The following is a 25,445-nucleotide window of genomic DNA, read 5'->3' on the forward strand; positions in this document are numbered from 1 at the left end:
TCACCCGACCCCCACCCCTCGACGAGACGCTTCGCGTCGCACCTGCTGAACCGACCCACGCCGGGAGGCTCCTTTGCACCGCCTGCATCGCCGCCGTCGCACCGTGCTCACCGTCTCCGCCGCGCTGCTGGCCGCCGCGCCCGTACTGACCGCCTGCGGAGGCGGGGACACGCATCCGGGAGCCGCCGCCGTCATCGACGGGCAGCGGATCGAGGTGACCGCCCTGCAGGCCCAGGTGAAGGACGTGCGCACCGCGCAGCAGGCGTCGCCGCAGGCCGCGCAGCTGATCCAGGCGACCGGGGACCTGAACCGCGAGAAGCTCAACGGGATGATCTTCGACCGGGTGGTGGAGAAGGTCGCCGCCGACGAGGGGATCAGCGCCAGTCGCAAGGAGGTCCAGCAGACCCGGCGGGAGGCCGCGAAGCAGAGCGGCGGCGAGGAGCAGCTGGCCGCGATGCTGCTCCAGCAGCAGGGCGTCGCGCCCGGTGAGATCGACGCCGTCGTCCGCCGCAACGTCCTCATGAACAAGATCGCCGAGAAGTTCGGCGCCACCAATACGCCCGAGGGGCAGCGCAAGCTCACCCAGGTGTTCGCCGCCGCGTCCCAGGAGCTCGACATCGAGGTGAACCCCCGCTACGGCAGCTGGGACGACGAGAAGATCCAGCTCGGGGAGTACAGCGCCCCCTGGATCCGGAAGCTGGGCGGCCGCGAGCAGATGTAGGTTCGAGGGGTGAACGCTGACACCCCCGGCCGTATCGTCCTGCTCACCGCCAGCCACCGCGTCGCGCCCGGACTGCTGTCCTGGCCCGCGTGGCGGACGCTGCACGCCGCGGACCGGGTGCTGTGCGCCGACGCGGACCACCCGCAGCTGCCGTACCTGCGCGAGGCGGGCGTCACCGTCGAGATCGCCGCGCCCGCGGCGCAGGACCTGGTCGACGCCTGCGCCGGGGGCCGCACGGTGCTGGTCGTGGCCTCCGGCGAGGGCGACCGCGCGCTGACCGACGGCCTGGCCCGCATGGCGGGCTCGGGACGGGTCGCCATGCCCGACCTGGAGCTGCTGCCCGGCTCGTACGACCTGCCCGGCGCGCGCCTCCTCGACCTCGTCGAGGTGATGGACCGCATCCGCCGCGAGTGCCCCTGGTCGTCCCGGCAGACCCACGAGGGCCTGGCCAAGTACGGCATCGAGGAGGCGTACGAACTCGTCGAGGCCATCGAGGACGGCGACCGCGACGAGCTGCGCGAGGAGCTCGGGGACGTCCTCCTCCAGGTCGTCTTCCACGCGCGGATCGCGCAGGAGCACGAGGAGGAGCCCTTCTCCGTCGACGACGTCGCCGGCTCGATCGTCGAGAAGCTCATCCACCGCCACCCCCACGTCTTCGGCGACGAGCGCGCCGAGACCCCGGAGGAGGTCAAGGAGCACTGGCTGCGCACCAAGGCGGTCGAGAAGCAGCGCGACTCCGTGACCGACGGCGTCCCGCTCGGACAGCCCGGCCTCGCCCTCGTCGCCAAGCTGGCGAGCCGCGTGCGCAACGCCGGGCTGGACGTCGCCCCGCCCGCTGGCGAGGGCATCGGGTACGAGCTGCTCGCCCTGGCGGTGCGGGCGGAGGCGGCCGGCGTGGACCCGGAGGCGGCCCTGCGGGCGGCGGGCCGCGCGTACCGGGACGCCATCCGCGCGGCGGAGGGGCACGGCGGTCAGTAACGTGGCCCCGTAGGGCGAACGGGCCGGCGGGGGCGGGGGATCGACGATGGACGACGGGGAACTGCGGGCTCTGGCGGCCGATCTGCGGCAGCAGCTGACCGGCCCGGCGTGGCCCGCGATCAGGGCGCGGGTCGCGGCCGTCGACAAGCTGGCGGCGAGCGAACTGGAGCTGCTCGCCTTCGAGCTGGGCAGGTACGGCGACAACCCGCGGGTGCGCGGGGTGCTGACGGAGTGGGTGCGCCGTTTCGTCGCCCCGGGCCCGTCGGGGCGCGCCGTGCTCCGGGAGACGATCCGCTCGGCCGCAGCGGACGCCTCGACCCGTGCGCCGGCGCCGCCGGCCGCACCGGCCGCGGAGCTGCGGGCGCTGGCGGCCGATCGCGAGGCACGGAACCGTGCGGTGGCGCGTGCGGCGGCGGAGGCCGCGTCGGCGGACTTCGCGGCGGCGGCCCGGCAGGCGGCGGTCCGTGCGGACAACGACGTGACGGGCGGTGTGTTCCTCGGCCCGGTCGTCCAGACGGGCACCCTCGGCACCGTTCACTTCGGGCCGCCCGCACCGCCCGACCCCGCGGTCTGGATGCCCGTCCCCGAGACCGACCCGGTGGTTTTGGGTGCCCGCCCCGGAGTAGGCCCGTACGTACGCCGGGACCGCGACGCCGAACTGGCGGAGGTCGGCGGCTTCGTCCTCGTGACCGGGGAGCCGCTGTCCGGCAGGACCACCACCGCGTGGGCGGCGATGGCCCGCGCCCTGCCCGGCCACCGCGTCTGCGTCCCGCCGCCGGGCACGGACCTGCGCGCCCTGGCCCCGCACGGCGGCGGCCCGTGGGTGCTGTGGCTCGACGACCTGGAGGGACACCTCCACGAACGCGGCCTGGACACCGGGCTCCTGGCCCGGCTCACCGGAGCGGGCGTCCCGGTGCTCGCCACCATGTCCGACGAGGCGTACGACCGGCACCGCTTCGGCTCCTCCCCGCACGCGCGCGTCCTCAGCCGCGCCCGGACGGTGGAGCTCTCCCTCGACTGGAGCGACGACGAGCTCGAGCGGCTGGCCGAGCCCGGGGAGCCGCGCTACGAGGAGGCGCTGCTGTGGCGGGGCGCGACCGGCGTGACGCAGTACCTGGGCCTCGGGCCCGAGCTGTGGGCCGAATGGCAGCGCGCCCGCCGCCCGGCCAACCACCCGCGCGGCCATCTGCTGGTGCGGGCGGCCGTCGACCTGGCGCTCTGCGGCACCATGGCCCCGCTGCCGGAGGAGCTGCTGCGCGCGACGCACGAGCTCTACGGGGCGGACGCCTCGGGCGAGTCCTTCGAGGACGCCCTGGCGTGGGCGGCCCGGCCCCGGCTCGGCATCACCGGACTGCTCGTCCGGGAGGGCGGCGGGTGGCGGCCGTACGGCTCGCTGTTCGCGGACGCGCTGCGGTCGGACGCCGTGCCGCCGACCCCGGACACGGTCTGGGACGCCGCCCTCGCCCACGAGCCGGAGGCCGTCACGACGGTCGCCCGCATCCACTACCGGAGCGCGGCGGAAGCGGGGGACCCGGACGCGATGTTCCGCCTCGCGCGGCTGGGCGACGACGAGACCTGGCTGCGCAGGGCCGCCGACGCGGGACACGCCGGCGCCTGCGGCGAGCTGGGCGCTCTGCTCGCCGGGCGCGGCGAGGGCCGGGCGGCGGAGCCGTACCTGGAGACGGCCGCCGAGGCGGGTGACGCGCGGGCGGCGACGCTGCTCGCGAAGCTGCTGCAGGACCGGGCCAGGCACTGGCTCACCACCGCCGCCCGGGCGGGCGACCCGGAGGCGGCGCACCGGCTGGGTGATCTGTACCTGGCGGAGGGAGACGCCGAGAGGGCATTCCACCTCTACCTCGACGCCCTCGGCGACGGATACGGCCCGGCCGCGCGGAGCCTCGGCGCGTATCACCGGTACAAGTGCGAGGAGATCGTCGCCGGGCTCTTCTTCCAGCGGGCCGCCGACGCCGGCGACGAATCGGCGCGGGCGGCGCTCGGCTCGCCGGAGTCGCTTGAGGGTGCCGAGGATTACCTGCGTGAGTTCGCCCTCCAGGGGGAGGCGGTGGACGCCACCCACCTCGGGGCGCTCCTGGAGAAGAGCGATCGCAGGGAAGAGGCCCGTACCTGGTACGAGAAGGGCTTCGCGCTCGGTGACGCCTACGGCGCCTTCCGGCTCGCCCGCCTCCTGGAGAAGGACAGGCCCGGGGAGGCCGCCGCATGGCTGCGCAAGGCCGCCGCAGCCGGGCACCCGGGTGCGAAGGAGGCGCTCGCCGCCGCGGCGGATACCGTCGAGGAGTGAACGACCAGCCCGCCCGCAGCACCCCGCCCGAACTCTTCACCTGGGAGTTCGCCACCGATCCGTACCCCGCCTACGCCTGGCTGCGCGAGCACGCGCCGGTGCACCGCACCCGGCTGCCCAGCGGCGTCGAGGCGTGGCTGGTCACCCGGTACGCGGACGCCCGGCAGGCCCTCGCCGACCAGCGGCTGAGCAAGAACCCTGCGCACCACAACGAGCCCGCGCACGCCAGGGGCCGGACCGGCATCCCGGGCGAGCGCAAGGCCGAGCTGATGACGCACCTGCTCAACATCGACCCCCCGGACCACACCCGGCTGCGGCGCCTGGTCTCCAAGGCGTTCACGCCCCGCCGCGTCGCCGAGTTCGCGCCGCGGGTGCAGGAGCTGACGGACCGGCTCATCGACAACTTCGTCACAAACGGGGAGGCCGATCTCATCCATGAATTCGCCTTTCCGCTCCCCATCTACGCCATTTGCGACATGCTCGGCGTGCCCGCCGAGGACCAGGACGACTTCCGCGACTGGGCCGGGATGATGATCCGGCACGGCGGGGGGCCGCGCGGCGGGGTGGCGCGGTCGGTGAAGAAGATGCGCGGCTACCTCGCCGAGCTGATCCACCGCAAGCGGCAGGCACCCGGCGACGACCTGATCTCGGGCCTCATCCGGGCCAGCGACCACGGGGAGCACCTCACCGAGAACGAGGCCGCCGCCATGGCGTTCATCCTCCTGTTCGCCGGGTTCGAGACGACCGTGAACCTCATCGGCAACGGGGTGTACGCGCTGCTGCGCCACCCCGGCGAGCGCGCCCGGCTCCAGGCGTCCCTCGCCGCCGGCGAGCGGGGCCTGCTGGAGAGCGGGGTCGAGGAACTCCTGCGCTACGACGGGCCGGTGGAGCTGGCGACGTGGCGGTTCGCGACCGAGCCGCTGACCATCGGCGGGGAGCGCATCGCGGCCGGCGACCCGGTCCTGGTGGTGCTCGCGGCCGCCGACCGCGACCCGGAGCGGTTCGCCGGGCCGGACACGCTCGACCTGGCGCGGCGCGACAACCAGCACCTCGGGTACGGACACGGCATCCACTACTGCCTCGGGGCGCCGCTGGCCCGGCTGGAGGGGCAGACCGCGCTCGCGACGCTGCTGACCCGGCTGCCGGACCTGCGGCTCGCGGCCGACCCGGCCGAACTGCGGTGGCGCGGCGGGCTCATCATGCGCGGGCTGCGCACCCTGCCGGTGACCTGGGGCCCGGGGCGCGAACCGGGGACGGATCCGGGGAAGGAACCGGGGAAAGGGGACACAGCATCCCCTTTGGGAAGTGACGGTCCGTCAGAACTGTGATCTTCGCGTGATCTCCGCTGCATCGACTTGTGACTGACGTTCGAATGCCGCTACGTTCACCCCCACCTCAGCAGTCACGCGAAAGGCAGCACCGCATGCGCTCCGGGAACGGCCGTCACCGACGACCCCGTCAAGCCCCCGCCATCGTCGTCGCCGCGGGGGTGACCGGATCCGCCCTCGCACTTCCGCTGCTCGGCGCGGGATCCGCGTCGGCGGTCGACGCCGCCACGTGGGACCGGGTGGCCGAGTGCGAGTCCGGCGGCTCGTGGAGCATCGACATGGGCAACGGCTACTACGGCGGGCTCCAGCTCTCCCAGGAGACCTGGGACGCCTACGGCGGCACGCAGTACGCCCTGCGCCCCGACCTCGCGAGCCGCGCCCAGCAGATAGCCGTGGCCGAGAAGGTCTACGCCGCGACCGGCGTCAAGGCGTGGGAAACCTGCGCCCCGATCGCGGGCCTCGGCACCGCCGGTGGCGCGGCCGGGGCGAGCCCCGAGGTCACGCCCGAGAAGACCGTCCCGGCGCCCGACCCGGCCGAGTCGGCCGACCCCCTGGAGCCCTCGGACCCCGACGCGCCCGAGACCCCCGCCGACCCGGTGGAGAGCCTCCTGCCCACCGAGCCGGCCGAGTCCCGGCCCACCGAGCGGGTCGAGCCCACGGAGCCGGTGGCCCCGGGCACCGGCAAGCACCGCGGTGAGCCCGACCCGGCCGAGTCCGACGGGGCGACCGGCCCGGCGGCCCCCGAGGATGAAAACACCACGAGCGCCGACAATTCGGTCACTGAGCGCGAAAACGATGGACATGCCTCGCGAGGTGACGGAACAACACGTGAGCCCGCCGTCGGCGAGTCCGGCGCGTCCGAGGACCCGGGCTCGTACACCGTCCGCCCCGGCGACAACCTCTCCGTGATCGCCGACGCGCACGAGCTGCCCGGCGGCTGGACCGCCCTTTACGAGTCCAACCGCGAGACGGTGGGCGAGGATCCGGACCTGATCGTGCCCGGGCAGAGCCTCGACCTGACGCCCGCGGAGGAGCAGCCGGCGGGGTGATGAGTGACGCTATGTCCGCTTCTGTGTAAGTGAGACAAGCGTCTCTTTGCGCCAGCGGGCGCATCACGAACGCACGATCTGTCCGTTCCGCCCCTCACCTGCGCAAACGTCCGTCAAGCGCAGGGCGGTAGGGGCGGATTGGGCAGGATGTCCGTCTTTGAACTTCGACGGCGACTGTGTCTACGGTCGTCATCGCTCGCCACCGCGGGCCCCTCCGGCCGGAACGCCGAATCCTGCCGCCGGCCGCGAGGGAACAGTCGACGCGTCATGCGCCGAAGGCAGGAGCGGGGGACCCAAGGTTTGCGCCGACCCCGGCCGTTGGAGACGACGGCAGGGTCCGGCTCGGGGTGAAGCCGCGCACACCGCGCGGCCGGGCAGCTCACGCCCGAACCCGACAGCTCACCTCGCAGGCGTCGGTGAGGAGAAGTTCCATGCTGTTTTCCGGCACGTCCAAGCACCGTCGCCCGTCCAAGGCCGCCCGTTTCGCCGCGTTCGCCGGTATCACCGGTATCGCCGTCGCCGCCCCGCTGATGGGCGCCACGTCCGCCTCGGCCGCCACCGCCGCCGAGTGGGACAAGGTCGCCCAGTGCGAGTCCGGCGGCGACTGGTCCATCAACACCGGCAACGGCTACTACGGCGGCCTGCAGTTCTCGGCCTCCACCTGGGCCGCGTACGGCGGCACCGCGTACGCCCCCACCGCCGACCAGGCCACCAAGTCCCAGCAGATAGAGATCGGCGAGAAGGTCCTCGCGGGCCAGGGCAAGGGCGCCTGGCCGAGCTGCGGCGTCGGCCTGTCCGGCACCCCGTACGGCGGCGGCTCCGCCGAGCAGGCCCAGCCGCAGCAGGAGCGCGCGGCCGAGCAGCCCACCACGCGCAGCGAGCAGCGCACCGCGCCGAAGGCTCCCGCCGGGGAGACCGTGACCACCCCGGCCGGCAAGAAGGTCGAGAAGGGCGACGGCGAGTACAAGGTGCAGGCCGGCGACACCCTCGGCTCCATCGCCGCCGCGAAGAAGGTCCAGGGCGGCTGGGAGAAGCTCTTCGAGCTCAACAAGGACATCATCGAGGACGCCGACCTCATTTACCCGGGCCAGCAGCTCCACCTGAGCTGACCCCCCGGCACCCCGGCCGCCCCGGCCCGGCGCCCCTTCCCCCGTACGCGCCGGGCCGGGGCCCTGCCGGTTACCGGTGAGTAGACCTTGTGGGGTTCTGCCCCGCTTTCGGAGCCCCCGGGTCCTTTTTCGTCCCACGGGGCGGGCGTCGGCTGGTCAGGGACCCGCCGCCGGTTAGGCTCTTGTCGCAAGACCGTCGCAAGGGCCGAAGAGACCCTGCACCACTTGCGTCACATTGTGCGTCACATCCCAGAAGGAGATGCTCGTGCCGTCCATCGACGTCGTCGTAGCCCGGGAAATCCTGGACTCCCGAGGCAACCCCACGGTCGAGGTCGAGGTCGGCCTCGACGACGGCAGCACCGGCCGTGCTGCCGTCCCGTCCGGTGCCTCCACCGGTGCGTTCGAGGCCCTCGAGCTCCGCGACGGTGACAAGGACCGCTACCTCGGCAAGGGTGTCGAGAAGGCCGTCCTCGCCGTCATCGAGCAGATCGGCCCGGAGCTCGTCGGCTACGACGCCACCGAGCAGCGGCTGATCGACCAGGCGATGTTCGACCTGGACGCCACGCCGGACAAGTCCTCGCTCGGCGCCAACGCCATCCTCGGCGTCTCCCTCGCCGTCGCGCACGCCGCATCCGAGGCGTCGGACCTGCCGCTCTTCCGCTACCTGGGCGGCCCGAACGCGCACCTGCTGCCCGTTCCGATGATGAACATCCTGAACGGCGGCTCGCACGCCGACTCCAACGTGGACATCCAGGAGTTCATGATCGCCCCGATCGGCGCGGAGTCCTTCTCCGAGGCCCTGCGCTGGGGCGCCGAGGTCTACCACACCCTGAAGAAGGTCCTGAAGGACAAGGGCCTGTCGACGGGTCTGGGCGACGAGGGCGGCTTCGCCCCGAACCTGGACTCCAACCGCGCCGCCCTCGACCTCATCCTCGAGGCCATCAAGCAGGCCGGCTACACCCCGGGCAAGGACATCGCGCTGGCGCTCGACGTCGCCGCGTCCGAGTTCTACAAGGACGGCGCGTACGCGTTCGAGGGCAAGTCCCGCTCGGCCGCCGAGATGACCGACTACTACGCCGAGCTCGTCGACGCGTACCCGCTGGTCTCCATCGAGGACCCGCTGTTCGAGGACGACTGGGACGGCTGGAAGACCATCACCGAGAAGCTCGGCACCCGGGTGCAGCTCGTCGGTGACGACCTGTTCGTCACCAACCCCGAGCGCCTGGCCCGCGGTATCGAGGAGGGCGCGGCCAACGCGCTGCTCGTCAAGGTCAACCAGATCGGTTCGCTGACCGAGACCCTGGACGCCGTCGAGCTGGCCCAGCGCAACGGCTTCAAGTGCATGATGTCGCACCGCTCCGGCGAGACCGAGGACGTCACCATCGCCGACCTGGCCGTCGCCACCAACTGCGGCCAGATCAAGACCGGTGCCCCGGCCCGCTCCGAGCGCGTCGCCAAGTACAACCAGCTGCTGCGCATCGAGGAGATCCTCGACGACGCGGCGGTGTACGCGGGCCGCAGCGCCTTCCCGCGGTTCAAGGGCTGATCACCGCACCAGCCTCCGTACGTCCCCGGCCACGGTCCCGTACCGTGTCCGGGGACGTACGTACGTAGGAGAGGGAGGCGCGTGGGACGCATGGCCCGGGACCGGTTCTCCACCGCGACCAGACTGCGGCTGCTCGGAGAGCAGACCGCCGCCCGTGTCTACCGCTCCCAGAGCCGCCGGCAGGACCGCCGTTCGCGGCTCACCGGCCGCGCGGCCTTCCTGGCGCTGGTCGTCTGCTCGATGGTGGTGGCCCTGGCCTACCCGATGCGCCAGTGGGTCTCCCAGCAGAGCGAGATCGCCGAGCAGCAGCGGCTGGCGGCCGAGGCCGCCGAGCGGGTGGAGCGGCTGCGGGACGAGAAGGCCAGGCTCCAGGACGACGCCTACATCAGGCGCCTGGCCCGCGAGCACCTGCACTACGTACTTCCGGGGGAGACCGGCTACACCGTGATCGACCCCGACGCGGTGCGCCAGCGCCGCGCCGACCAGGGTGCGGCCAACCGCCCCTGGTACTCCAACCTCTGGGACGGCGTGGACAGCGCCGACCGCACCACGGACAAGTAGAACCAAGGCAGGCATGGAAACGCCCCCTCCGCAGACCGAACGCACCGAGCCCACCGAGGCGGACGTCGCGGCGTTCAAGGACCAGCTCGGCCGTCCGCCGCGCGGCCTGCGCGCCATCGCGCACCGCTGCCCGTGCGGCAACCCCGACGTGGTGGAGACCGCGCCGCGGCTGCCCGACGGCACGCCGTTCCCCACGACGTACTACCTCACGTGCCCGCGGGCGAACTCCGCGATCGGCACGCTGGAGGCGAACGGCGTCATGAAGGAGATGACCGAGCGGCTCCGGCAGGACCCCGAACTGGCCGCCGCCTACCGCTCCGCGCACGAGGACTACGTCGCGCGCCGCGACGCCATCGAGGTCCTGGAGGGCTTCCCCAGCGCGGGCGGCATGCCCGACCGCGTGAAGTGCCTGCACGTCCTGGTGGCGCACTCGCTGGTGGCCGGCCCCGGGGTGAACCCGCTGGGCGACGAGGCCCTGGCGATGCTGCCCGAGTGGTGGGCCAAGGGCCCCTGCGTGACGCCCTGCGCCACGGACGGCGGCGCCGGGGAGGAGGCGCAGTGACCCGGGTCGCCGCCATCGACTGCGGTACCAACTCCATCCGCCTGCTCGTCGCCGACATCGACCCGGCCACCGGCGAAGTCACCGACCTGGACCGGCGGATGACGATCGTGCGGCTCGGCCAGGGCGTCGACAGGACCGGGCTCCTCGCGCCCGAGGCGCTGGAACGCACCTTCGCCGCCTGCCGGGAGTACGCCGCCGTCATCAAGGAGTACGGCGCCGAGAGGCTGCGCTTCGTGGCCACGTCGGCCTCCCGCGACGCCGGCAACCGCGACGACTTCGTACGCGGAGTGCTGGACATCCTGGGGGTCGAGCCCGAGGTCATCACCGGTGACCAGGAGGCGGAGTTCTCCTTCACGGGCGCGACCAAGGAGCTGCCCGGCGCCGAGGAGTACCTGGTCGTGGACATCGGCGGCGGCTCCACCGAGTTCGTCGTCGGCACGGCGCACGCCCGCGCGGCGCGGTCGGTGGACATCGGCTGCGTCCGCCTGACCGAGCGTCATGTGCGCAGCGACCCGCCGTCGCAGGCCGAGGTCGCGGCGATCCGGGCGGACATCGAGGCGGCCCTCGACCTGGCGGAGGCGACCGTCCCGCTGCGCGAGGCGGACACCCTCGTGGGGCTGGCCGGTTCGGTGACCACCGTGGCGGCGATCGCGCTCGGGCTGGAGGAATACGACTCGGCCGCCATCCACCGCTCCCGCATCTCCTACGACCAGGTCGCGGAGGTCACGGCACGGCTGCTCGGTTCGACCCACGACGAGCGGTCCGCGATCCCGGTGATGCACCCGGGCCGGGTCGACGTCATCGTCTCCGGAGCGCTGGTCCTGCAGGCCGTCATGGACCGCGTCGGAGCTCATGAGGTCGTCGTCTCCGAGCACGACATTCTGGACGGAATCGCCCTGTCGCTGGTCTGATCGGCCCCGGACGGAAGCCCTCCGGGCGCCCGTCCGGACAGGCCGCCGGAAAAGTTCGTGAAGTTCTTCACAAGGAAAAGGGCCCCGAGGGGGGTCACGGAGCCGCTCCAGGGCCTCCAGGACCCCCTCCGGGGCCCTTTCGCACGCCCGCGAGCGGGCCTGTACCTGTGTTTCGTAGGCGTGAACTCCGGGGCGGTCCACCGTTAAAAGGTGCTCGCACGCCCAGTTCAGCGGGGGTGAACAACGTCTTCCGTTACACCGTGGTTCCCCTGTGGCGCCATGACCTCGGTCACGTGGGCCGCGCAGTGTAGCAGAGGTCTCCCGAGACCTTGTGAAGGGGCGCACGAGCACCCCCCCTCCGGCGGGTGGATACTCGATGGCATGAGCACCACGGAGCGTCCCAGGATCCTCGTAGTAGGCGGTGGGTACGTAGGCCTGTACGCAGCTCGGCGCATCCTCAAGAAGATGCGCTACGGCGAGGCGACCGTCACGGTCGTCGACCCCCGGTCGTACATGACCTACCAGCCCTTCCTCCCCGAAGCCGCCGCCGGCAGCATCTCGCCGCGGCACGTCGTCGTCCCGCTGCGACGCGTGCTGCCCAAGGCCGAGGTACTCACCGGCCGGGTCACCAGCATCGACCAGGACCGCAAGGTGGCCACGGTCTCGCCGCTCGTCGGCGAGGCCTACGAGCTGCCCTTCGACTACCTGGTCATCGCGCTCGGCGCGGTCTCCCGCACCTTCCCGATCCCCGGCCTCGCCGAGCAGGGCATCGGCATGAAGGGCATCGAGGAGGCCATCGGCCTGCGCAACCACGTCCTCGAGCAGCTCGACAAGGCCGACTCGACGACCGACGAGGAGGTCCGCCGCAAGGCGCTGACCTTCGTCTTCGTGGGCGGCGGCTTCGCCGGTGCGGAGACCATCGGTGAGGTCGAGGACCTCGCCCGCGACGCCGCGAAGTACTACAAGAACGTGAGCCGCGAGGACATGCGGTTCATCCTCGTGGACGCGGCGGACAAGATCCTGCCCGAGGTCGGCCCCAAGCTGGGCCAGTACGGCAAGGAGCACCTGGAAGGCCGCGGGGTGGAGATCTACCTCAACACCTCCATGGACTCCTGCGTCGACGGGCACGTGGTGCTGAAGAACGGCCTGGAGGTCGACTCCAACACCATCGTGTGGACCGCCGGCGTCAAGCCGAACCCGGCCCTCGCGCGCTACGGCCTGCCCCTCGGCCCCCGCGGCCACGTCGACTGCGAGCCCACGCTCCAGGTCAAGGGCACCGACTACATCTGGGCCGCCGGCGACAACGCCCAGGTCCCGGACCTCGTCGGCCGCAAGGCCGGCAACGAGAACGCCTGGTGCCCGCCGAACGCCCAGCACGCGCTGCGCCAGTCGAAGGTCCTCGGCGACAACGTGATCTCCGGCATGCGGGGCTTCCCGCAGAAGGAGTACAGCCACGCCAACAAGGGTGCGGTCGCCGGTCTCGGCCTGCACAAGGGCGTCGCGATGATCGTCATGGGCAAGATGAAGATCAAGCTCAAGGGCCGGCTCGCCTGGTACATGCACCGCGCCTACCACGGCATGGCCATGCCGACCTGGAACCGCAAGATCCGTGTCTTCGCGGACTGGACCCTCGCGGTGTTCCTCAAGCGCGAGGTCGTCTCGCTCGGTGCGATCGAGTCGCCGCGCGAGGAGTTCTACGAGGCCGCCAAGCCCGCCCCGCAGGCGTCGTCCGCCGGGTCGGCGCCGCAGAAGGCCAAGGCGTCCTGACGCACGCTCAGCCCTGAGCCCGGTTCGTCCCGGGCTCACCGAGGGGCCGTCCGCCATCCGTGGTGCGGGCGGCCCTTTCGCGTGCGATTTTTTGCCCGCCCATTGCGTCGGACGGGACTGCATCCGGTTGCTCTGGGTGTTTACGTGGTGACGAGCTTTTCCGGGATCCGAATCACGGAGGTGTCACCATGGCCGACGCCGCGTCGCGGCTGAACACTCTCGCCCAGGATCTGCTGGGGGTTTCCCTGCCGGTGCGGATCCGCGCCTGGGACGGGAGCGAGGCGGGGCCTCCGGGCGGCCCGGTACTGGTCGTGCGCAGCCGGCGGGCGCTGCGGCGGATGCTGTGGAAGCCGGGCGAGCTGGGCCTCGCCCGGGCCTGGGTCAGCGGCGAGATCGACGTCGAGGGAGACCTGTACGAGGCGCTCGACCGGCTCGCCGGCTTCCTCTGGGAGCGCGGCGGCGAGGCGAAGGACGCCGTGCACTACGTGCGCGACCCGCGGGTGCGCAGGGCGCTGCGCGAGCTGGTGAGGATCGCGGGGCCGTGGCCGCCGCCCCCGCCGCCCGCCGAGGAGGTCCGCCGGCGCACCGGTCCGCTGCACACCAAGCGGCGCGACAAGGAGGCCATCCGACACCACTACGACGTCGGCAACGACTTCTACGCGCTGGTCCTCGGCCCCTCGATGGTGTACTCGTGCGCGTACTGGAGCGAGGGCGGCACCCTGGAGCAGGCGCAGCGCGACAAGCTCGACCTCATCTGCCGCAAGCTCGGCCTGAAGGAGGGCGACCGGCTGCTGGACGTGGGCTGCGGCTGGGGCTCCATGGCCATCCACGCCGCCCGCGAGTACGGCGCCCGGGTCGTCGGCGTGACGCTCTCGGACGAGCAGGCGGCCTTCGCCCGCAAGCGGATCGCGGACGAGGGCCTCACCGACCGGGTCGAGATCCGGGTCCAGGACTACCGGGACGTCACGGACGGGCCGTACGACGCGATCTCTTCGATCGGGATGGCCGAGCACGTCGGCGCCGTCCGCTACCGCGAGTACGCGGACGACCTGTACGCCCTGCTCAAGCCGGGCGGCCGGCTGCTCAACCACCAGATCTCGCGCCGCCCCGAGCCGGACGAATCCGCCTACCGTGTCGACGAGTTCATCGACGCCTACGTCTTCCCCGACGGCGAGCTCGCGCCCGTCGGCCGCACCACCTCCACCCTGGAGGACGCCGGGTTCGAGGTGCGCGACGTGGAGGCGATCCGCGAGCACTACGCCCTCACGCTGCGGCAGTGGGTGGCCAATCTGGAGGCGCACGGGGCCGAGGCCGCACGCCTGACCTCGCCCGGGCGGGTGCGGGTGTGGCGGCTGTACATGGCGGCGTCCGCCGTCTCGTTCGAGCGCAACCGGATCGGGGTCAACCAGGTCCTCGCCGTGAAGACGCCGCAGTCCGGCGCCTCGGGGATGCCGCTGCGCGCGCGGACCTGGGGCACTGCCTGAGGGTTGCCCCTGCGCCGCCGGGCGCCCGCAGGTCCGCCCGGCCGCTGGGATATGTTCACGTCCGGGCCCGGCGGGGCGCCGGCTCCGGAGCTCCGGGGCCTGCGCCCCGCGTCCCGTGGGTCCGCAATGCCCCATTTGTCATGCACTCACCATGGGTTGCCGTACGTACTGGAGGTCGGTGTGCAACCGCACCGCAGATCCTGGCTCCTCGGGCTGGTCGTCGCCCTCACCGCGGTTCTCGCCGCGCCCACCCCGGCCGCCGCGGTCACCGTCACGCCCGGGGCCGTCTTCAACGACCCCGCGGGGACGGCCGCCGACCAGAACAGGATCCGCGACCACCTCGTCTCGCTCATCGGCGACGCCCCGGCGGGCAGCTCGGTGCGCATGTCGATGTACACCTTCACCGACGGCCCCGTCCGGGACGCGCTGATCGCGGCCAAGAACCGGGGCGTCTCCGTGCAGGTGATCCTCGACCACTTCTCCTCCGGAACCGTGACCGAGGGCGGCGAGCTGGAGACCCTGCGCACCGCGCTGGGCACCGACCGGACCCAGCCGTCGTGGCTGCTGGACTGCGGCAGGAACCGCGGCTGCATCGGCACCCGCCCGCTGACGAAGTCCGACGGCTCGCCGGACTACCCGATCAACCACAACAAGTTCGTCCTCTTCTCCCACACCGGAGGGGCGGACAACGTGGTGGTGCAGACCTCGTTCAACCTGACGACCCACCAGCGCGAGCGCCTGCACAACAACGCGGTGACCCTCGTCGACAAGGGCCTCTACGACATCTACCGGGCCTACTTCGACGACCAGGTCGCCCACGCGGCCGGCGCCGGCCTGAGCCACTACTACAAGACGCCGATCAGCGCCACGAACCCGGCGTACAAGGCGTACTTCTTCCCGCGCAAGGAGACGTCCGGCACCACCTACCAGACCGACGCCTCCACCGACACGGTCAAGCTGATCCTCGACAAGGTGAACTGCGCGGCGGGCTCCGAGGTGCGCATCGCGGCCAACCTGTTCTACCGGACCCAGATCGCCGACAAGATGGTCTCCATGGTGGACGCGGGCTGCTCGGTGATCCTCGCCCACGACAGCGACCCCAACGGCGGCGGCGACGGTGTGAACTCCATGGGCAGGACCGTCGAGGGCATCCTCTCCGGGCAGCTCACCCAGCGCGTGGAGTGCTGGGAGGCCCCGCCCGCCGGGCGCACCGGCAACATCGGTCTGCACTCCAAGTACCTGCTGGTCAACGGCGTGTACGACGGTGTCGCCGGCAAGAAGATCGTCTGGACCGGCAGCCACAACTACTCGTACCAGGCGCTGCGGTCGAACGACGAGACACTGCTGAAGATCGACAATGCCGCCGTCTTCGACCAGTACAAGGCCAACCACGTGCAGCTCATGAGCTACTGCGCGGGCAGCTGACCCGCACCGCCGCCCGCCCGTACGGACGGCGGCGGCAACGGCCGGAGGGCCGGGCTCCCCATGGGGAACCCGGCCCTCCGGCGCGTGCGGGCGCGGACTACTCGGCCTTGATGGCGTTCAGCATGTTCAGCTTCGCCGCGCTGCGCGCCGGCCACATCGCGGCCAGGACACCCACCAGGGCGGCCAGCAGCAGGAAGATCCCGATGCGGTCCCACGGCATGACCATCGCGTACCCCGGGATGGAGTCCTTGAGGGTCTGACCGATGGCCCAGCCCAGGAAGCTGCCCATCGCGACCCCGACCAGGGCGCCGAAGAGCGAGATCACCACGGCCTCCAGGCGGATCATCCGCTTGACCCGGCGGCGGTCCAGGCCGATGGCCCGCAACATGCCGATCTCCTGCTGGCGCTCGAAGACGGACATGGCGAGGGTGTTGACGACCCCGAGGACCGCGATGATCAGGGCCATGGCGAGGAGGCCGTACATGATGTTCAGCATCATGTTGATCATGCCGCCGAACTCGTCGCGGATGTCCTGCTTGTCCATCACCTTGATGGCCGGGTTCTGACCGAGCGCGTCGACCAGCGCCTGCTCGCCGGCCGCGCTCTCGCCGCCGTCCATCTTCACGAAGATCTGCGGGATGTACGGCTTGGGGTCGTGCGGGTCGAGCACCGACAGCGGGGCGATGACGGTCGAGACGAGGTCGTTCTCCTCGTACGTCGCACCGATGGTGAGCGTGCCGGTCTTCCCGTCGTCGTACTTCACCGGCAGGGACTCACCGGTCCGCCAGCCGTTCTTGGCGGCCGTCTCCCGTTCCACCGCGATGCGGCCCTGGGCGAGCGAGGAGAGGGAGCCGTCGACGACCCGTACCTTCACGACCTTCTCGAAGTCGCCGGGGACGACACCGGAGACCGAGCGGCTCACGCCGTCCAGGTCGAAGTACGAGGCCTGCTGCGGCGAGACCGCGACCGCGCCCTTCGCCTTCTGCACCGCCTTGAGCGCGGACTGGTCCAGGCTCATCCCCTCGGCCGCCATCTGCACCATGTAGTCGGCCTTGATGTGGTCCGTCGTCGTACGGTCCAGGGCCGCGCCGATCGAGACGCCCATCACCGACAGGCCGGTCACCAGGGTGAGGCCGATGGCGAGCGCCGAGGCGGTGGCACCGGTGCGGCGCGGGTTGCGGACGGCGTTCTGGCCGGCGAGCTTGCCCGAGACGCCCCACAGGCGGACCAGCAGCGGGCGGATGAGCGCGATCACCGGGCGGGACAGCAGCGGGATCAGGATGATCAGCCCGATCAGGCCCAGGAAGGCACCGCCGGCCACGGTCCACTTGCCGTCCTTGCCGATCGAGACGCCCCACAGGATGACGGCCGTGCCCAGCAGGGTGACGATCGCGCCGATGGTGTTGCGCACCACGAGGGACTTGGTCGTCGGCGCGGCGTGCACGCTGTTCATGGCGGCCACCGGTGGGATCTTCGCGGCCCGGCGGCCCGGCAGGTACGCGGCGACCACGGTGACGAGCACACCCACGGCGACACCGGAGAGGATCGCGGTCGGCGAGACGATCAGCGGGCCGCCCGGGACCTTCAGGTCGAAGGCGTTCATGCCGGAGCGCAGGCCCACGGCGAGCCCCAGGCCGAGCGCGAGGCCGACCACCGAGGCGACAACACCCACCACCACGGCCTCCAGCAGCACCGAGCGGGTGATCTGTCGGCGCGAGGCGCCCACGGCGCGCATCAGCGCGAGCTCCTTGGTGCGCTGGGCGACCAGCATCGAGAAGGTGTTGGAGATCAGGAAGACGCCGACGAAGAGGGCGATGCCGGCGAAGCCGAGCAGCATCTGGTTGAGGCCGCTCAGGCCCTCCTCGATCATTTTCGCCTCCTCGGCCGCGAGGGCGGCGCCGGTCTTGGCCTCCGCACCCTCGGGCAGCAGGGGCTCGACCTGGTCGAGGATCTTCCGGTCGGAGGCGCCGGGGGCGGCGGTGACCGTGACGTCCCGGTAGAAGCCCGGCTGCAGGTAGAGCTTCTGGGCGACGGGGGTGTCGAACAGGACGAGGCTGCCGCCCGCGCTCACCTGGCCGTCGTCCGTGGTGAACACACCGGAGAGGGTGTACTCGTGCACCGGCCCGTTGGTGGCCACCCGCACGGTGTCGCCGACCTCGTACTTGCCCGCCGTGGCGGTGGCCTTGTCGAGCGCGATCTCGCCGGAGCGGGCGGGACCCGCGCCCTCGACGAAGGAGTAGCGCTCGTCCTTGCCGTCCTTGCCGGGGGCGAAGTTGGCGCCCTTGTTGGTCCAGCCGTTGCCGATGAGCTTGCCGCTCGGGTCCGCGACCCCGGCGAAGCCGTCGACCCGCCCTGACGCCCCGGCGACGCCGTCGATCTTCGCGATTTTGTCGACCGTGGCGGCGGGGATGCCGGGCTGCTGGTTCTGCGCCTGCCCGGGGGGCGGGCCGTAGGAGGTGACGGCGACGGCGACGCCGTCGTACCCCTTGGCCGCCTGGTTGCGGAAGGCGTGGGAGAGGGTGTCGGTGAAGACCAGGGTGCCGGAGACGAAGGCGACGCCGAGCATGACGGCGAGCACGGTCATCAGCAGCCTGGCCTTGTGCGCGAGCACATTGCGCAGGGCGGTACGGAACATGAGGTGAGGTCCTGGGGTGGGTGTCCGGTGAGGCGGAGGCGTGCGGGCGGCCGGAGCGGGTGCGCCGGCCCGGGCGTCAGCTGGTGCGGCCCTTGGTGTCGAACTCCTTCATGCGGTCCAGCACGCCGTCCGCCGTCGGGCGGAGCATCTCGTCGACGATGCGGCCGTCGGCGAGGAAGACCACGCGGTCCGCGTACGACGCGGCGACCGGGTCGTGCGTGACCATCACGACCGTCTGGCCGAGCTCACGGACCGAGTTGCGCAGGAAGCCCAGCACCTCGGCGCCCGACCGGGAGTCCAGGTTGCCGGTGGGCTCGTCACCGAAGATGATCTCGGGGCGCGAGGCCAGGGCGCGGGCGACCGCCACGCGCTGCTGCTGGCCGCCGGAGAGCTGGGCGGGCCGGTGCGACAGGCGGGCGGACAGCCCCACCATGTCGATGACCTTGCGCACCCACTCCTTGTCCGGCTTGCGGCCCGCGATGTCCATCGGCAGCGTGATGTTCTCCATCGCGGTCAGCGTCGGCAGCAGGTTGAACGCCTGGAAGATGAAGCCGATCTTGTCCCGGCGCAGCTGCGTGAGCTGCTTGTCCTTGAGCGTGCCGAGCTCGGTCTCCCCGATGCGCACCGAGCCGGAGCTGAAGGTGTCCAGACCGGCCACGCAGTGCATCAGCGTCGACTTGCCGGACCCGGAGGGCCCCATGATCGCGGTGAACTCGCCCTGCCGGAACTCGACGGTGACCCGGTCGAGGGCGACCACCTGGGTCTCGCCCTGTCCGTAGACCTTGGACAGATCCGTGGCGCGGGCGGCCACCGTGGTGGCGCGGTGAGCGAGGGGGGTCGTGGTCACGAGGGGGGCTCCTGTCGGGGCGGTTCTGTGCTGCGAGGACCCGTCCATCGTCTGCTGCGGCCACCCCCCGGGACGTCCGCCCGCATGCCCGTTCCCGGGGCAGCCTGGAGTCGGACCGGGGGGCCCGCCCCTCCTCCTGAGGTATGACGGTGCCCCTGAGACCGCCGGGGCCGCCCGCGGCGCCCCGGACCCCTGCGCGGGCGCCTGTATGCCCGGCCGCCGAGGGGGCAGGGCCCGGCCCGCGGCCCCCCGCCGGGACCCCGGGGCGGACGGGGGCTGCCGCCCGTGCGGAGGCGGCGACTTTCCGTCATTCCTTTGCGCACATATTTGCGGCCGCGAGCCCCGCGTCGCTGCTGTGCAACGCCCTCCACCTGCGCTGACGCTCCCTCAAGCGTCAATAAAATAAGACAACATCGGGCCACTCTTCCGCTGTTCGGGGGACGCGTCCGGATAGGCTCGTGTGCCAACGCGGAGCCGCGTGCCGCGCCCGGATGGTGGAATGCAGACACGGCGAGCTTAAACCTCGCTGGCCTTCGGGCCGTGCCGGTTCGAGTCCGGCTCCGGGCACTCACGACCGCCGCCCCGGGAGCGGTCCCACACCCTTTCTCCGTTACGGTCCGAAAGATCCTCCCGGAGCACTAGGGTGTTTCTTTTGCGTCCCCATTACTCTTGTCTCAAGGCCGCGCACGGCGGCCATGGAGGAGTGAGATGAGGAGCAGCAACCCGGTCTTCTCGCGACGGGGGTTCAGCCGCGACAACGGCGGCTATGCGGGCTTCAACGCGCAGCAGCCGGCCGGGGGCCCCGCCGCTGGAACCGACCCGTACGCGCAGAACCCGTACGCGACCAACCCGTACGCCACCAACCCGTACGCCCCGCAGCAGGACGCGCAGACGGGCCTCCCGCAGGCACCGGCCCGCCCGGGCGCGATGACCATCGACGACGTGGTGACCCGCACGGCCATCACGCTCGGCACGGTCTTCGTCACCGCGGCGCTCGCCTGGCTCCTGCTGCCCGTCGACCCGGCGAACCTCGGCAAGTCCTACGGCATCGGCATCGGCGCCGCCCTGGTGGCCTTCGTGCTCGCCATGGTGCAGGCGTTCAAGCGCAAGGCGTCGCCCGCGCTGATCCTGGGCTACGCCGCCTTCGAGGGCGTCTTCCTCGGCGTGATCTCCAGCGCCGTCTCCACGTACGTCACGGCCGGCGCGGTCCCGCAGGCGGTGCTCGGCACCATGGCGGTCTTCGCCGGTGTCCTCATCGCGTACAAGATGCGCTGGATCCGCGTCACCCGCCGCTTCTACGGCTTCGTGATGGCGGCCGCGATCGGCTTCGTGCTGCTGATGGCCGTGAACGCCCTGTTCGCGCTCTTCGGCGGCGGTGACGGCCTGGGCTTCCGCAGCGGCGGTCTCGGCATCATGTTCGGCGTCATCGGCATCATCCTCGGTGCGTGCTTCCTGGCCCTGGACTTCAAGCAGGTCGAGGACGGCATCACCTACGGCGCCCCGCGCGAGGAGTCCTGGCTGGCGGCCTTCGGCCTCACCATGACCCTGGTGTGGATCTACCTCGAGTTCCTGCGGCTGATCTCGATCCTGCAGGGCGACGACTGACGCGTCCGGGCCCGCTCGCGGGCCCGACGGGGTCCGGCGGTGACCCCGGCCCACGGCAAGGCCCCGTACCGGCGAGAGCCGGGACGGGGCCTTGCCCGTGTGACCGTGGTGTCACCGCCGCCGTCTAGAGCAGCTTGCGCGCGGCCCTGCGCAGGTCGTACTCGTGGATGATCGCCTTGGCATGCCCGTACGCCAGGTTGTGCTCGCCCCGGAGCCAGCTGACCTTCTCCTCGAAGCGGAGGAGGGAAGGGCCTTCCTCTACGGTGCGAAGCCAGTCGGCCACTTCACGACCGGTGCAGGCGGGAATGCGCGAGAGCAGATTTCGGTGGGTCTCTTCGGAGAAGACTTGGGACATCGGCGCCTCCGGACGCTGTGCGCGTGTGCTCCTTCCCGTCACCGTGCCCGAGCGGGGGCGTATTGGCAACAGTGCCGTCCCGGCGCATAGGGTCGCGGCGTGGTTGACACGACTGAACTGACCGCCGCCGTCGAGCGCTTCGCCGACCGGCTGCGAGCCGCGCCGCAGAGCCGCCTGACGCGGGGCGCGGCGGCCGAAGGGCTGGCGCTGGCAAGGGAGTTGGCGGTGCGGGCGCAGCGGCTGGAGGAGCCGGGCGCGGAGCCGCGGATCATGCCGGACGCGGGCGTCTTCGCCGTCGCGGACCAGATTGTGGTGGCCAGCAACGATCTGGCGGAGATTCTGCGAACGGCCCCGCCCGGGCCCGCGGCGGCGGAGCTGGACGAGGCCGTGGAGGCGGTGCGCCGGGCGGCGGCGAGGGCTGCGCTGTAGCGGGCGGGCCCGCGGGGCTCCAGGGGCCGGCGGGACTCCGGGGCGGCCGGCGCGGGTGGGGCCGGCGGGGCTCCGGGCGGGCCGGCGCGGGGGCCGTGCGGGGCGGGTGCTCCCCGGGCGGCGCTGCGGGGTCAGAGCGAGGCGATGACCCGGTCGGCGAGGACGTAGACGTTCTCGGCGTCGTCGCCCTCGCCGCAGGAGAAGGTCAGGGCGTAGCCGCCGGAGAGGCCGGAGCCGCCCAGCAGCACCGGCGCACCGCCCTTGCGCAGGCAGTCCGCGAGGCGCTCGGCGGTCTCGCGGTGGCCGGGGGTCATGCACAGCGTGGTGCCGTCGGCGAAGACGTACACGTCGAGCGTGCCGAGCGGGCCGGGGCGTACGTCGGTGAGCGCGGTGCGGGTCTCGGCCAGCTCCTCCAGCCGGGCGACGGTGCGCTCGTGGTCGGTCACGACGGGCGTCTGCACCGGCACGAAGTCGGGGTGCGAGGGATGGCGGCGGCGGGCCGCGGCCAGCTCGGGGGAGTCCTCGGGGAACTCCGGGAGCTCGTACTCGGCGGCGAACTCCGCGTACTCGGCGTCCGTGTCGTCGCCGTCGAGGTCCAGCGCGTCCAGGCCCGCCAGATCGGCCTGGCGCGGGACGAAGAAGGGGCCGTCGTCGCCCGGACCGGGCAGGCCGCCGCCCAGCAGCGTGCCGGGCGCGTCGGAGGCGTCGCGGGCCTCCTGGGCGGCCCAGAAGGCCCGCGCCTCGGCGAGCTCCCGCTCCCGCTCCTCGGCGAGGGCCTCGGCCACGGCGGCGCGTATGTCGTCGGTGGTCGAGCGGGCATGGGGTACGGCGGGGGTCCGGCCGGTGGTGCCGTTCGCGGCGGCGAGCTCGCTGCGCAGAGCGGCCACCTGCCTGCGCAGCCCGTGGGCGGCGTGCAGGGCAGCGGCGCCCACGGCCGTGGCGGTGGCCGTGGTCAGCAGCAGGGCGAGAGACATGGCGCTCACTGACTTACTCCCGGTTTCAATCGATCCCCCGCACTTCCTACATCAGCTTGTCGTGACCCCGCGCCCCCTGTCAGTGCATTACGTCACGAATTGGACAGGTCTTTTTCCCTTGCGATTTCGCGGAAACCGGCGCTGACCTGCAGAAACGAATCTCCCCCGGGATATAGGTCACATCCTGGGGGAGATTCGGTCACGGCTGGGACGCGACGGGGTTGGAACGCCCGGTGCGGGGCCGCCCCGGGCGGCCCCGCACTCGGCTCCGGATCGGCTCAGGCTCAGCTCAGGCGCTCGATGACCATGGCCATGCCCTGGCCGCCGCCGACGCACATCGTCTCCAGGCCGAACTGCTTGTCGTGGAACTGCAGGCTGTTGATCAGCGTGCCGGTGATGCGGGCGCCGGTCATGCCGAAGGGGTGGCCGACGGCGATGGCGCCGCCGTTCACGTTCAGCTTCTCGAGCGGGATGTCCAGGTCCCGGTAGGACGGGATGACCTGCGCCGCGAAGGCCTCGTTGATCTCGACCAGGTCGATGTCGCCGATGGTCAGTCCGGCGCGCTGCAGCGCCTGCTTGCTCGCCTCCACCGGCCCGTATCCCATGATCTCCGGCGAGAGGCCGGAGACGCCCGTGGAGACGATCCGCGCGAGCGGCGTGAGGCCCAGCTCGCGGGCCTTGGTGTCGGACATGATCACCAGGGCGGCGGCGCCGTCGTTCAGCGGGCAGCAGTTCGCGGCGGTGACCAGGCCGTCGGGGCGGAAGACGGGCTTCAGGCCCTGGACGCCTTCGAGGGTGACGCCGGCCCGCGGGCCGTCGTCCTTGGAGACGACCGTGCCGTCGGGCAGCGTCACCGGGGTGATCTCGCGCTCCCAGAAGCCGTTCTTGAGGGCTTCCTCGGCGAGGTTCTGCGACCGTACGCCGAACTCGTCCATGTCCTCGCGGGTGACGCCCTTCAGCCGGGCCAGGTTCTCCGCGGTCTGGCCCATCGCGATGTACGCGTCGGGCAGCAGGCCGTCCTCGCGGGGGTCGTGCCAGTCGGCGCCCTCCTGCTGGGCGCGGGCGGCGGTCCGGGCCTCGGCCTCGGCGAAGAGCGGGTTGTGGGTGTCCGGCAGGCCGTCGCTGGTGCCCTTCACGGAGCGGGACACCATCTCGACGCCGGCCGAGATGAAGACGTCGCCCTCGCCCGCCTTGATGGCGTGCAGGGCCATGCGGGACGTCTGGAGGGACGACGAGCAGTAGCGGGTGACGGTGCAGCCGGGCAGGTGGTCCATGCCCATCTGCACGGCGACGATCCGGCCGAGGTTGTGGCCCTGCTCGCCGCCGGGCAGGCCGCAGCCGAGCATCAGGTCGTCGATGTCGCGCGGGTCGAGCTCGGGGATCCTGTCGAGCGCGGCCTGCACGATGGTGGCGGTCAGGTCGTCCGGCCGCAGGTCCTTCAGCGAGCCCTTGAAGGCCCGGCCGATGGGGGATCGGGCGGCAGAGACGATCACGGCTTCGGGCATCGGGGCTCCAGGTGCGGTGAGGCGGATGGCGGACCTGTCAGGGAAGTTACCCGCCCGTATCGCGAAGGTCATCGGGCGGAACGTGTGACGAGCACCGCATTTCTAAGCGCTCGCTCAGGCAGCGTTATTCCCGCCGCGGGTGGCATCCACCCCTCCGGGCACTCCGGAGCCTGCGTCCCCGGGCCGCGGCACCCGTGCCCCTGGGGGCCGCAGGGGTGGCAGCCACCCTTCCGGGCGCGCTGAAGCGTGCGCGGCCGGGTCCCGCGGCTCCGGTGCCACCGGGGCCGCGGGGCCGTCCCGCGGAGGGGCGTCGTGGGTCAGGGGCGGTGGTCCCGGGACGGCGGCGCCGGGGCGGGGTCCGTGACCGGGGGGAGGCGCCGGCGGCGGCGGTGCTTCAGCAGGGCCCACGGCGCGCGGGCGCCCGTGACCTCCGTACCGGCCTCCTCCGCGGCCTCCGCGGCCGCCTGCGCCACGGTCAGCATGCCCTCCCGGCGGTCCGCGTCGAGCCGCTCCTCCTCCGGCCAGACGCCCAGCACCGCGCACACCGTCGGCAGGACCGCCATCGCGGCCGTCGCGTAGCCCTCCGCCGACGGGTGGTAGTTGTCCGCGCCGAACATCTCGCGCGGGTTCGCCGCGAACTCCGGCCCCAGCAGGTCGCCCAGCGAGACCGTACGGCCGCCCTGCTCCACGACCACGATCGTCTGCGCCGCCGCCAGCTGGCGCGACGCGCGCCGGGCCAGCCACCGCAGCGGCTGGTAGACCGGCTCGATGGTGCCCAGGTCGGGGCAGGTGCCGACCACCACCTCGGCGCCCGCCGTGCGCAGCCGGCGCACCGTCGTGGACAGGTAGCGCACCGATTGCGTCGGCGGCATGCGGTGCGTCACGTCGTTCGCACCGATCATGATCACGCAGATGTCCGGGACCCGCCCCGGACGCGCCAGCAACAGCGCGACCTGGCGTTCCAGGTCGTCCGACCGGGCGCCTGGCAGCGCCACGTTCCGCAGCTCCACGGGGCGCTCCGCCACCGCCGCCAGTCCCGAGGCCAGCAGCGCGCCCGGTGTATGGCCCGCCCGCCGCACCCCCTGGCCCGCCGCCGTGGAATCACCCAGAAGAGCCATCCGGATGGGCTCACCGGCCCCCTGGAAGCCGCGCCCGTACAGCCCGTCCGCCGCCGGCGGAAGCGGTGCCGTCCCGCCGCTCACGGAACGTTTCGCCAGCTGCATCTCGGCCAGCAGGACCCCTACCGCCGCGGCGCCGAGAAGCCCGATGCCCCCGCCGCCGTACGCCGCACCCGCGGCGATCCGTCGCGCCACCCTCGCCCTCGACATCGGGGCAACCACCTCCTCCAGGCCGTA

General features: G+C 72.3%; 21 protein-coding genes, 1 tRNA gene and 1 riboswitch. Of the genes, 16 read left to right on the forward strand and 6 right to left on the reverse strand.

The window, feature by feature from the left end; all coding sequences use genetic code 11:
* Positions 1–82 precede the first annotated feature (82 nt).
* The 13 genes from ACIA79_RS24885 to ACIA79_RS24945 all read left to right on the forward strand — a co-directional run bounded on the left by ACIA79_RS24885 (position 83) and on the right by ACIA79_RS24945 (position 15,740).
* Positions 83–721, forward strand: coding sequence for a SurA N-terminal domain-containing protein (locus ACIA79_RS24885; RefSeq protein WP_399430611.1), 639 nt, complete (start codon positions 83–85; stop codon positions 719–721).
* A 9-nt stretch (positions 722–730) separates the two neighbouring features.
* Positions 731–1,699, forward strand: coding sequence for a nucleoside triphosphate pyrophosphohydrolase (locus ACIA79_RS24890; protein ID WP_399430532.1), 969 nt, complete (start codon positions 731–733; stop codon positions 1,697–1,699).
* Between the two features lie 46 nt (positions 1,700–1,745).
* On the forward strand, positions 1,746–3,998 hold the full coding sequence (locus ACIA79_RS24895) for a tetratricopeptide repeat protein (RefSeq protein WP_399430533.1): 2,253 nt from the start codon (positions 1,746–1,748) through the stop codon (positions 3,996–3,998).
* Positions 3,995–5,326, forward strand: a complete 1,332-nt coding sequence (locus ACIA79_RS24900; protein WP_399430534.1) for a cytochrome P450 — start codon at positions 3,995–3,997, stop codon at positions 5,324–5,326. Before ACIA79_RS24895 ends, ACIA79_RS24900 begins: the two co-directional genes overlap by 4 nt.
* Before the next feature lie 161 nt (positions 5,327–5,487).
* Positions 5,488–6,375, forward strand: a complete 888-nt coding sequence (locus ACIA79_RS24905) for a transglycosylase family protein (RefSeq protein ID WP_399430535.1) — start codon at positions 5,488–5,490, stop codon at positions 6,373–6,375.
* 260 nt (positions 6,376–6,635) lie between these two features.
* Positions 6,636–6,803, forward strand: a riboswitch (cyclic di-AMP (ydaO/yuaA leader).
* Between the two features lie 3 nt (positions 6,804–6,806).
* Positions 6,807–7,484 carry a transglycosylase family protein gene (locus tag ACIA79_RS24910; RefSeq protein WP_399430536.1) on the forward strand — a complete coding sequence of 226 codons (678 nt, stop codon included), beginning with the start codon at positions 6,807–6,809 and terminating at the stop codon, positions 7,482–7,484.
* Positions 7,485–7,749: 265 nt separating this feature from the next.
* Complete coding sequence (eno, locus tag ACIA79_RS24915) at positions 7,750–9,030, forward strand: phosphopyruvate hydratase (protein WP_399430537.1); 1,281 nt, start codon at positions 7,750–7,752, stop codon at positions 9,028–9,030.
* Between the two features lie 90 nt (positions 9,031–9,120).
* Positions 9,121–9,591, forward strand: coding sequence for a septum formation initiator family protein (locus tag ACIA79_RS24920; RefSeq protein WP_399430612.1), 471 nt, complete (start codon positions 9,121–9,123; stop codon positions 9,589–9,591).
* A 13-nt stretch (positions 9,592–9,604) separates the two neighbouring features.
* A complete protein-coding gene (locus tag ACIA79_RS24925; RefSeq protein ID WP_399430538.1) occupies positions 9,605–10,153 on the forward strand; it encodes a DUF501 domain-containing protein in 549 nt (182 codons plus the stop codon).
* Positions 10,150–11,064, forward strand: coding sequence for an exopolyphosphatase (locus tag ACIA79_RS24930; protein ID WP_399430539.1), 915 nt, complete (start codon positions 10,150–10,152; stop codon positions 11,062–11,064). Before ACIA79_RS24925 ends, ACIA79_RS24930 begins: the two co-directional genes overlap by 4 nt.
* Before the next feature lie 381 nt (positions 11,065–11,445).
* Positions 11,446–12,831 (forward strand): NAD(P)/FAD-dependent oxidoreductase, encoded by a 1,386-nt coding sequence (locus tag ACIA79_RS24935; RefSeq protein WP_399430540.1) that lies wholly within the window; start codon positions 11,446–11,448, stop codon positions 12,829–12,831.
* 188 nt (positions 12,832–13,019) lie between these two features.
* Entirely contained in the window at positions 13,020–14,315 is a 1,296-nt protein-coding gene (locus ACIA79_RS24940) for a class I SAM-dependent methyltransferase (protein ID WP_399430541.1), read from the forward strand.
* Between the two features lie 156 nt (positions 14,316–14,471).
* Entirely contained in the window at positions 14,472–15,740 is a 1,269-nt protein-coding gene (locus ACIA79_RS24945; RefSeq protein WP_399430542.1) for a phosphatidylserine/phosphatidylglycerophosphate/cardiolipin synthase family protein, read from the forward strand.
* Between the two features lie 97 nt (positions 15,741–15,837).
* On the opposite strand, the gene ACIA79_RS24950 is transcribed toward ACIA79_RS24945, so the two are convergent.
* Both ACIA79_RS24950 and ACIA79_RS24955 read right to left on the reverse strand, forming a co-directional pair.
* On the reverse strand, positions 15,838–18,375 hold the full coding sequence (locus ACIA79_RS24950; protein ID WP_399430543.1) for an ABC transporter permease: 2,538 nt from the start codon (positions 18,373–18,375) through the stop codon (positions 15,838–15,840).
* A gap of 76 nt (positions 18,376–18,451) precedes the next feature.
* Positions 18,452–19,222 carry an ABC transporter ATP-binding protein gene (locus ACIA79_RS24955; RefSeq protein ID WP_031068454.1) on the reverse strand — a complete coding sequence of 257 codons (771 nt, stop codon included), beginning with the start codon at positions 19,220–19,222 and terminating at the stop codon, positions 18,452–18,454.
* A gap of 485 nt (positions 19,223–19,707) precedes the next feature.
* Between ACIA79_RS24955 and ACIA79_RS24960 the strand changes: the two genes are divergently transcribed.
* Together ACIA79_RS24960 and ACIA79_RS24965 are read left to right on the forward strand one after the other, a co-directional pair.
* Positions 19,708–19,789 (forward strand) — tRNA-Leu (locus ACIA79_RS24960).
* 141 nt (positions 19,790–19,930) lie between these two features.
* Positions 19,931–20,827, forward strand: coding sequence for a Bax inhibitor-1/YccA family protein (locus ACIA79_RS24965; protein WP_399430544.1), 897 nt, complete (start codon positions 19,931–19,933; stop codon positions 20,825–20,827).
* A 124-nt stretch (positions 20,828–20,951) separates the two neighbouring features.
* Here ACIA79_RS24965 and ACIA79_RS24970 read toward each other — a convergent pair whose 3' ends face one another.
* Entirely contained in the window at positions 20,952–21,182 is a 231-nt protein-coding gene (locus ACIA79_RS24970) for a DUF4287 domain-containing protein (RefSeq protein ID WP_031068451.1), read from the reverse strand.
* 99 nt (positions 21,183–21,281) lie between these two features.
* Here ACIA79_RS24970 and ACIA79_RS24975 point away from each other — a divergent pair, with 99 nt between their 5' ends.
* A complete protein-coding gene (locus tag ACIA79_RS24975; protein ID WP_399430545.1) occupies positions 21,282–21,611 on the forward strand; it encodes a hypothetical protein in 330 nt (109 codons plus the stop codon).
* Between the two features lie 131 nt (positions 21,612–21,742).
* Here the strand turns inward: ACIA79_RS24975 and ACIA79_RS24980 are convergent, their stop codons facing one another.
* The 3 genes from ACIA79_RS24980 to ACIA79_RS24990 form a co-directional block, all read right to left on the reverse strand.
* The gene (locus ACIA79_RS24980) at positions 21,743–22,585 is read right to left on the reverse strand and encodes a hypothetical protein (RefSeq protein ID WP_399430613.1); all 843 of its coding nucleotides are present in this window, start codon (positions 22,583–22,585) and stop codon (positions 21,743–21,745) included.
* Between the two features lie 284 nt (positions 22,586–22,869).
* The gene (locus tag ACIA79_RS24985; RefSeq protein WP_399430546.1) at positions 22,870–24,090 is read right to left on the reverse strand and encodes an acetyl-CoA C-acetyltransferase; all 1,221 of its coding nucleotides are present in this window, start codon (positions 24,088–24,090) and stop codon (positions 22,870–22,872) included.
* Positions 24,091–24,407: 317 nt separating this feature from the next.
* A complete protein-coding gene (locus tag ACIA79_RS24990; RefSeq protein WP_399430547.1) occupies positions 24,408–25,418 on the reverse strand; it encodes an SGNH/GDSL hydrolase family protein in 1,011 nt (336 codons plus the stop codon).
* Positions 25,419–25,445: the final 27 nt, after the last annotated feature.

This window comes from Streptomyces sp. NPDC051310 (genome assembly GCF_044455245.1).
In the GTDB taxonomy this organism is placed as follows: domain Bacteria; phylum Actinomycetota; class Actinomycetes; order Streptomycetales; family Streptomycetaceae; genus Streptomyces.

Coding starts and splice junctions, on each gene's coding strand:
- ACIA79_RS24950 (WP_399430543.1), bottom strand. CDS start 18,375: ATGTTCCGTACCGCCCTGCGCAATGTGCTCGCGCACAAGGCCAGGCTG.
- ACIA79_RS24985 (WP_399430546.1), bottom strand. CDS start 24,090: ATGCCCGAAGCCGTGATCGTCTCTGCCGCCCGATCCCCCATCGGCCGG.
- ACIA79_RS24990 (WP_399430547.1), bottom strand. CDS start 25,418: ATGTCGAGGGCGAGGGTGGCGCGACGGATCGCCGCGGGTGCGGCGTAC.
- ACIA79_RS24920 (WP_399430612.1), top strand. CDS start 9,121: ATGGCCCGGGACCGGTTCTCCACCGCGACCAGACTGCGGCTGCTCGGA.
- ACIA79_RS24970 (WP_031068451.1), bottom strand. CDS start 21,182: ATGTCCCAAGTCTTCTCCGAAGAGACCCACCGAAATCTGCTCTCGCGC.
- ACIA79_RS24965 (WP_399430544.1), top strand. CDS start 19,931: ATGAGGAGCAGCAACCCGGTCTTCTCGCGACGGGGGTTCAGCCGCGAC.
- ACIA79_RS24895 (WP_399430533.1), top strand. CDS start 1,746: ATGGACGACGGGGAACTGCGGGCTCTGGCGGCCGATCTGCGGCAGCAG.
- ACIA79_RS24925 (WP_399430538.1), top strand. CDS start 9,605: ATGGAAACGCCCCCTCCGCAGACCGAACGCACCGAGCCCACCGAGGCG.
- ACIA79_RS24980 (WP_399430613.1), bottom strand. CDS start 22,585: ATGTCTCTCGCCCTGCTGCTGACCACGGCCACCGCCACGGCCGTGGGC.
- ACIA79_RS24910 (WP_399430536.1), top strand. CDS start 6,807: ATGCTGTTTTCCGGCACGTCCAAGCACCGTCGCCCGTCCAAGGCCGCC.
- ACIA79_RS24935 (WP_399430540.1), top strand. CDS start 11,446: ATGAGCACCACGGAGCGTCCCAGGATCCTCGTAGTAGGCGGTGGGTAC.
- ACIA79_RS24940 (WP_399430541.1), top strand. CDS start 13,020: ATGGCCGACGCCGCGTCGCGGCTGAACACTCTCGCCCAGGATCTGCTG.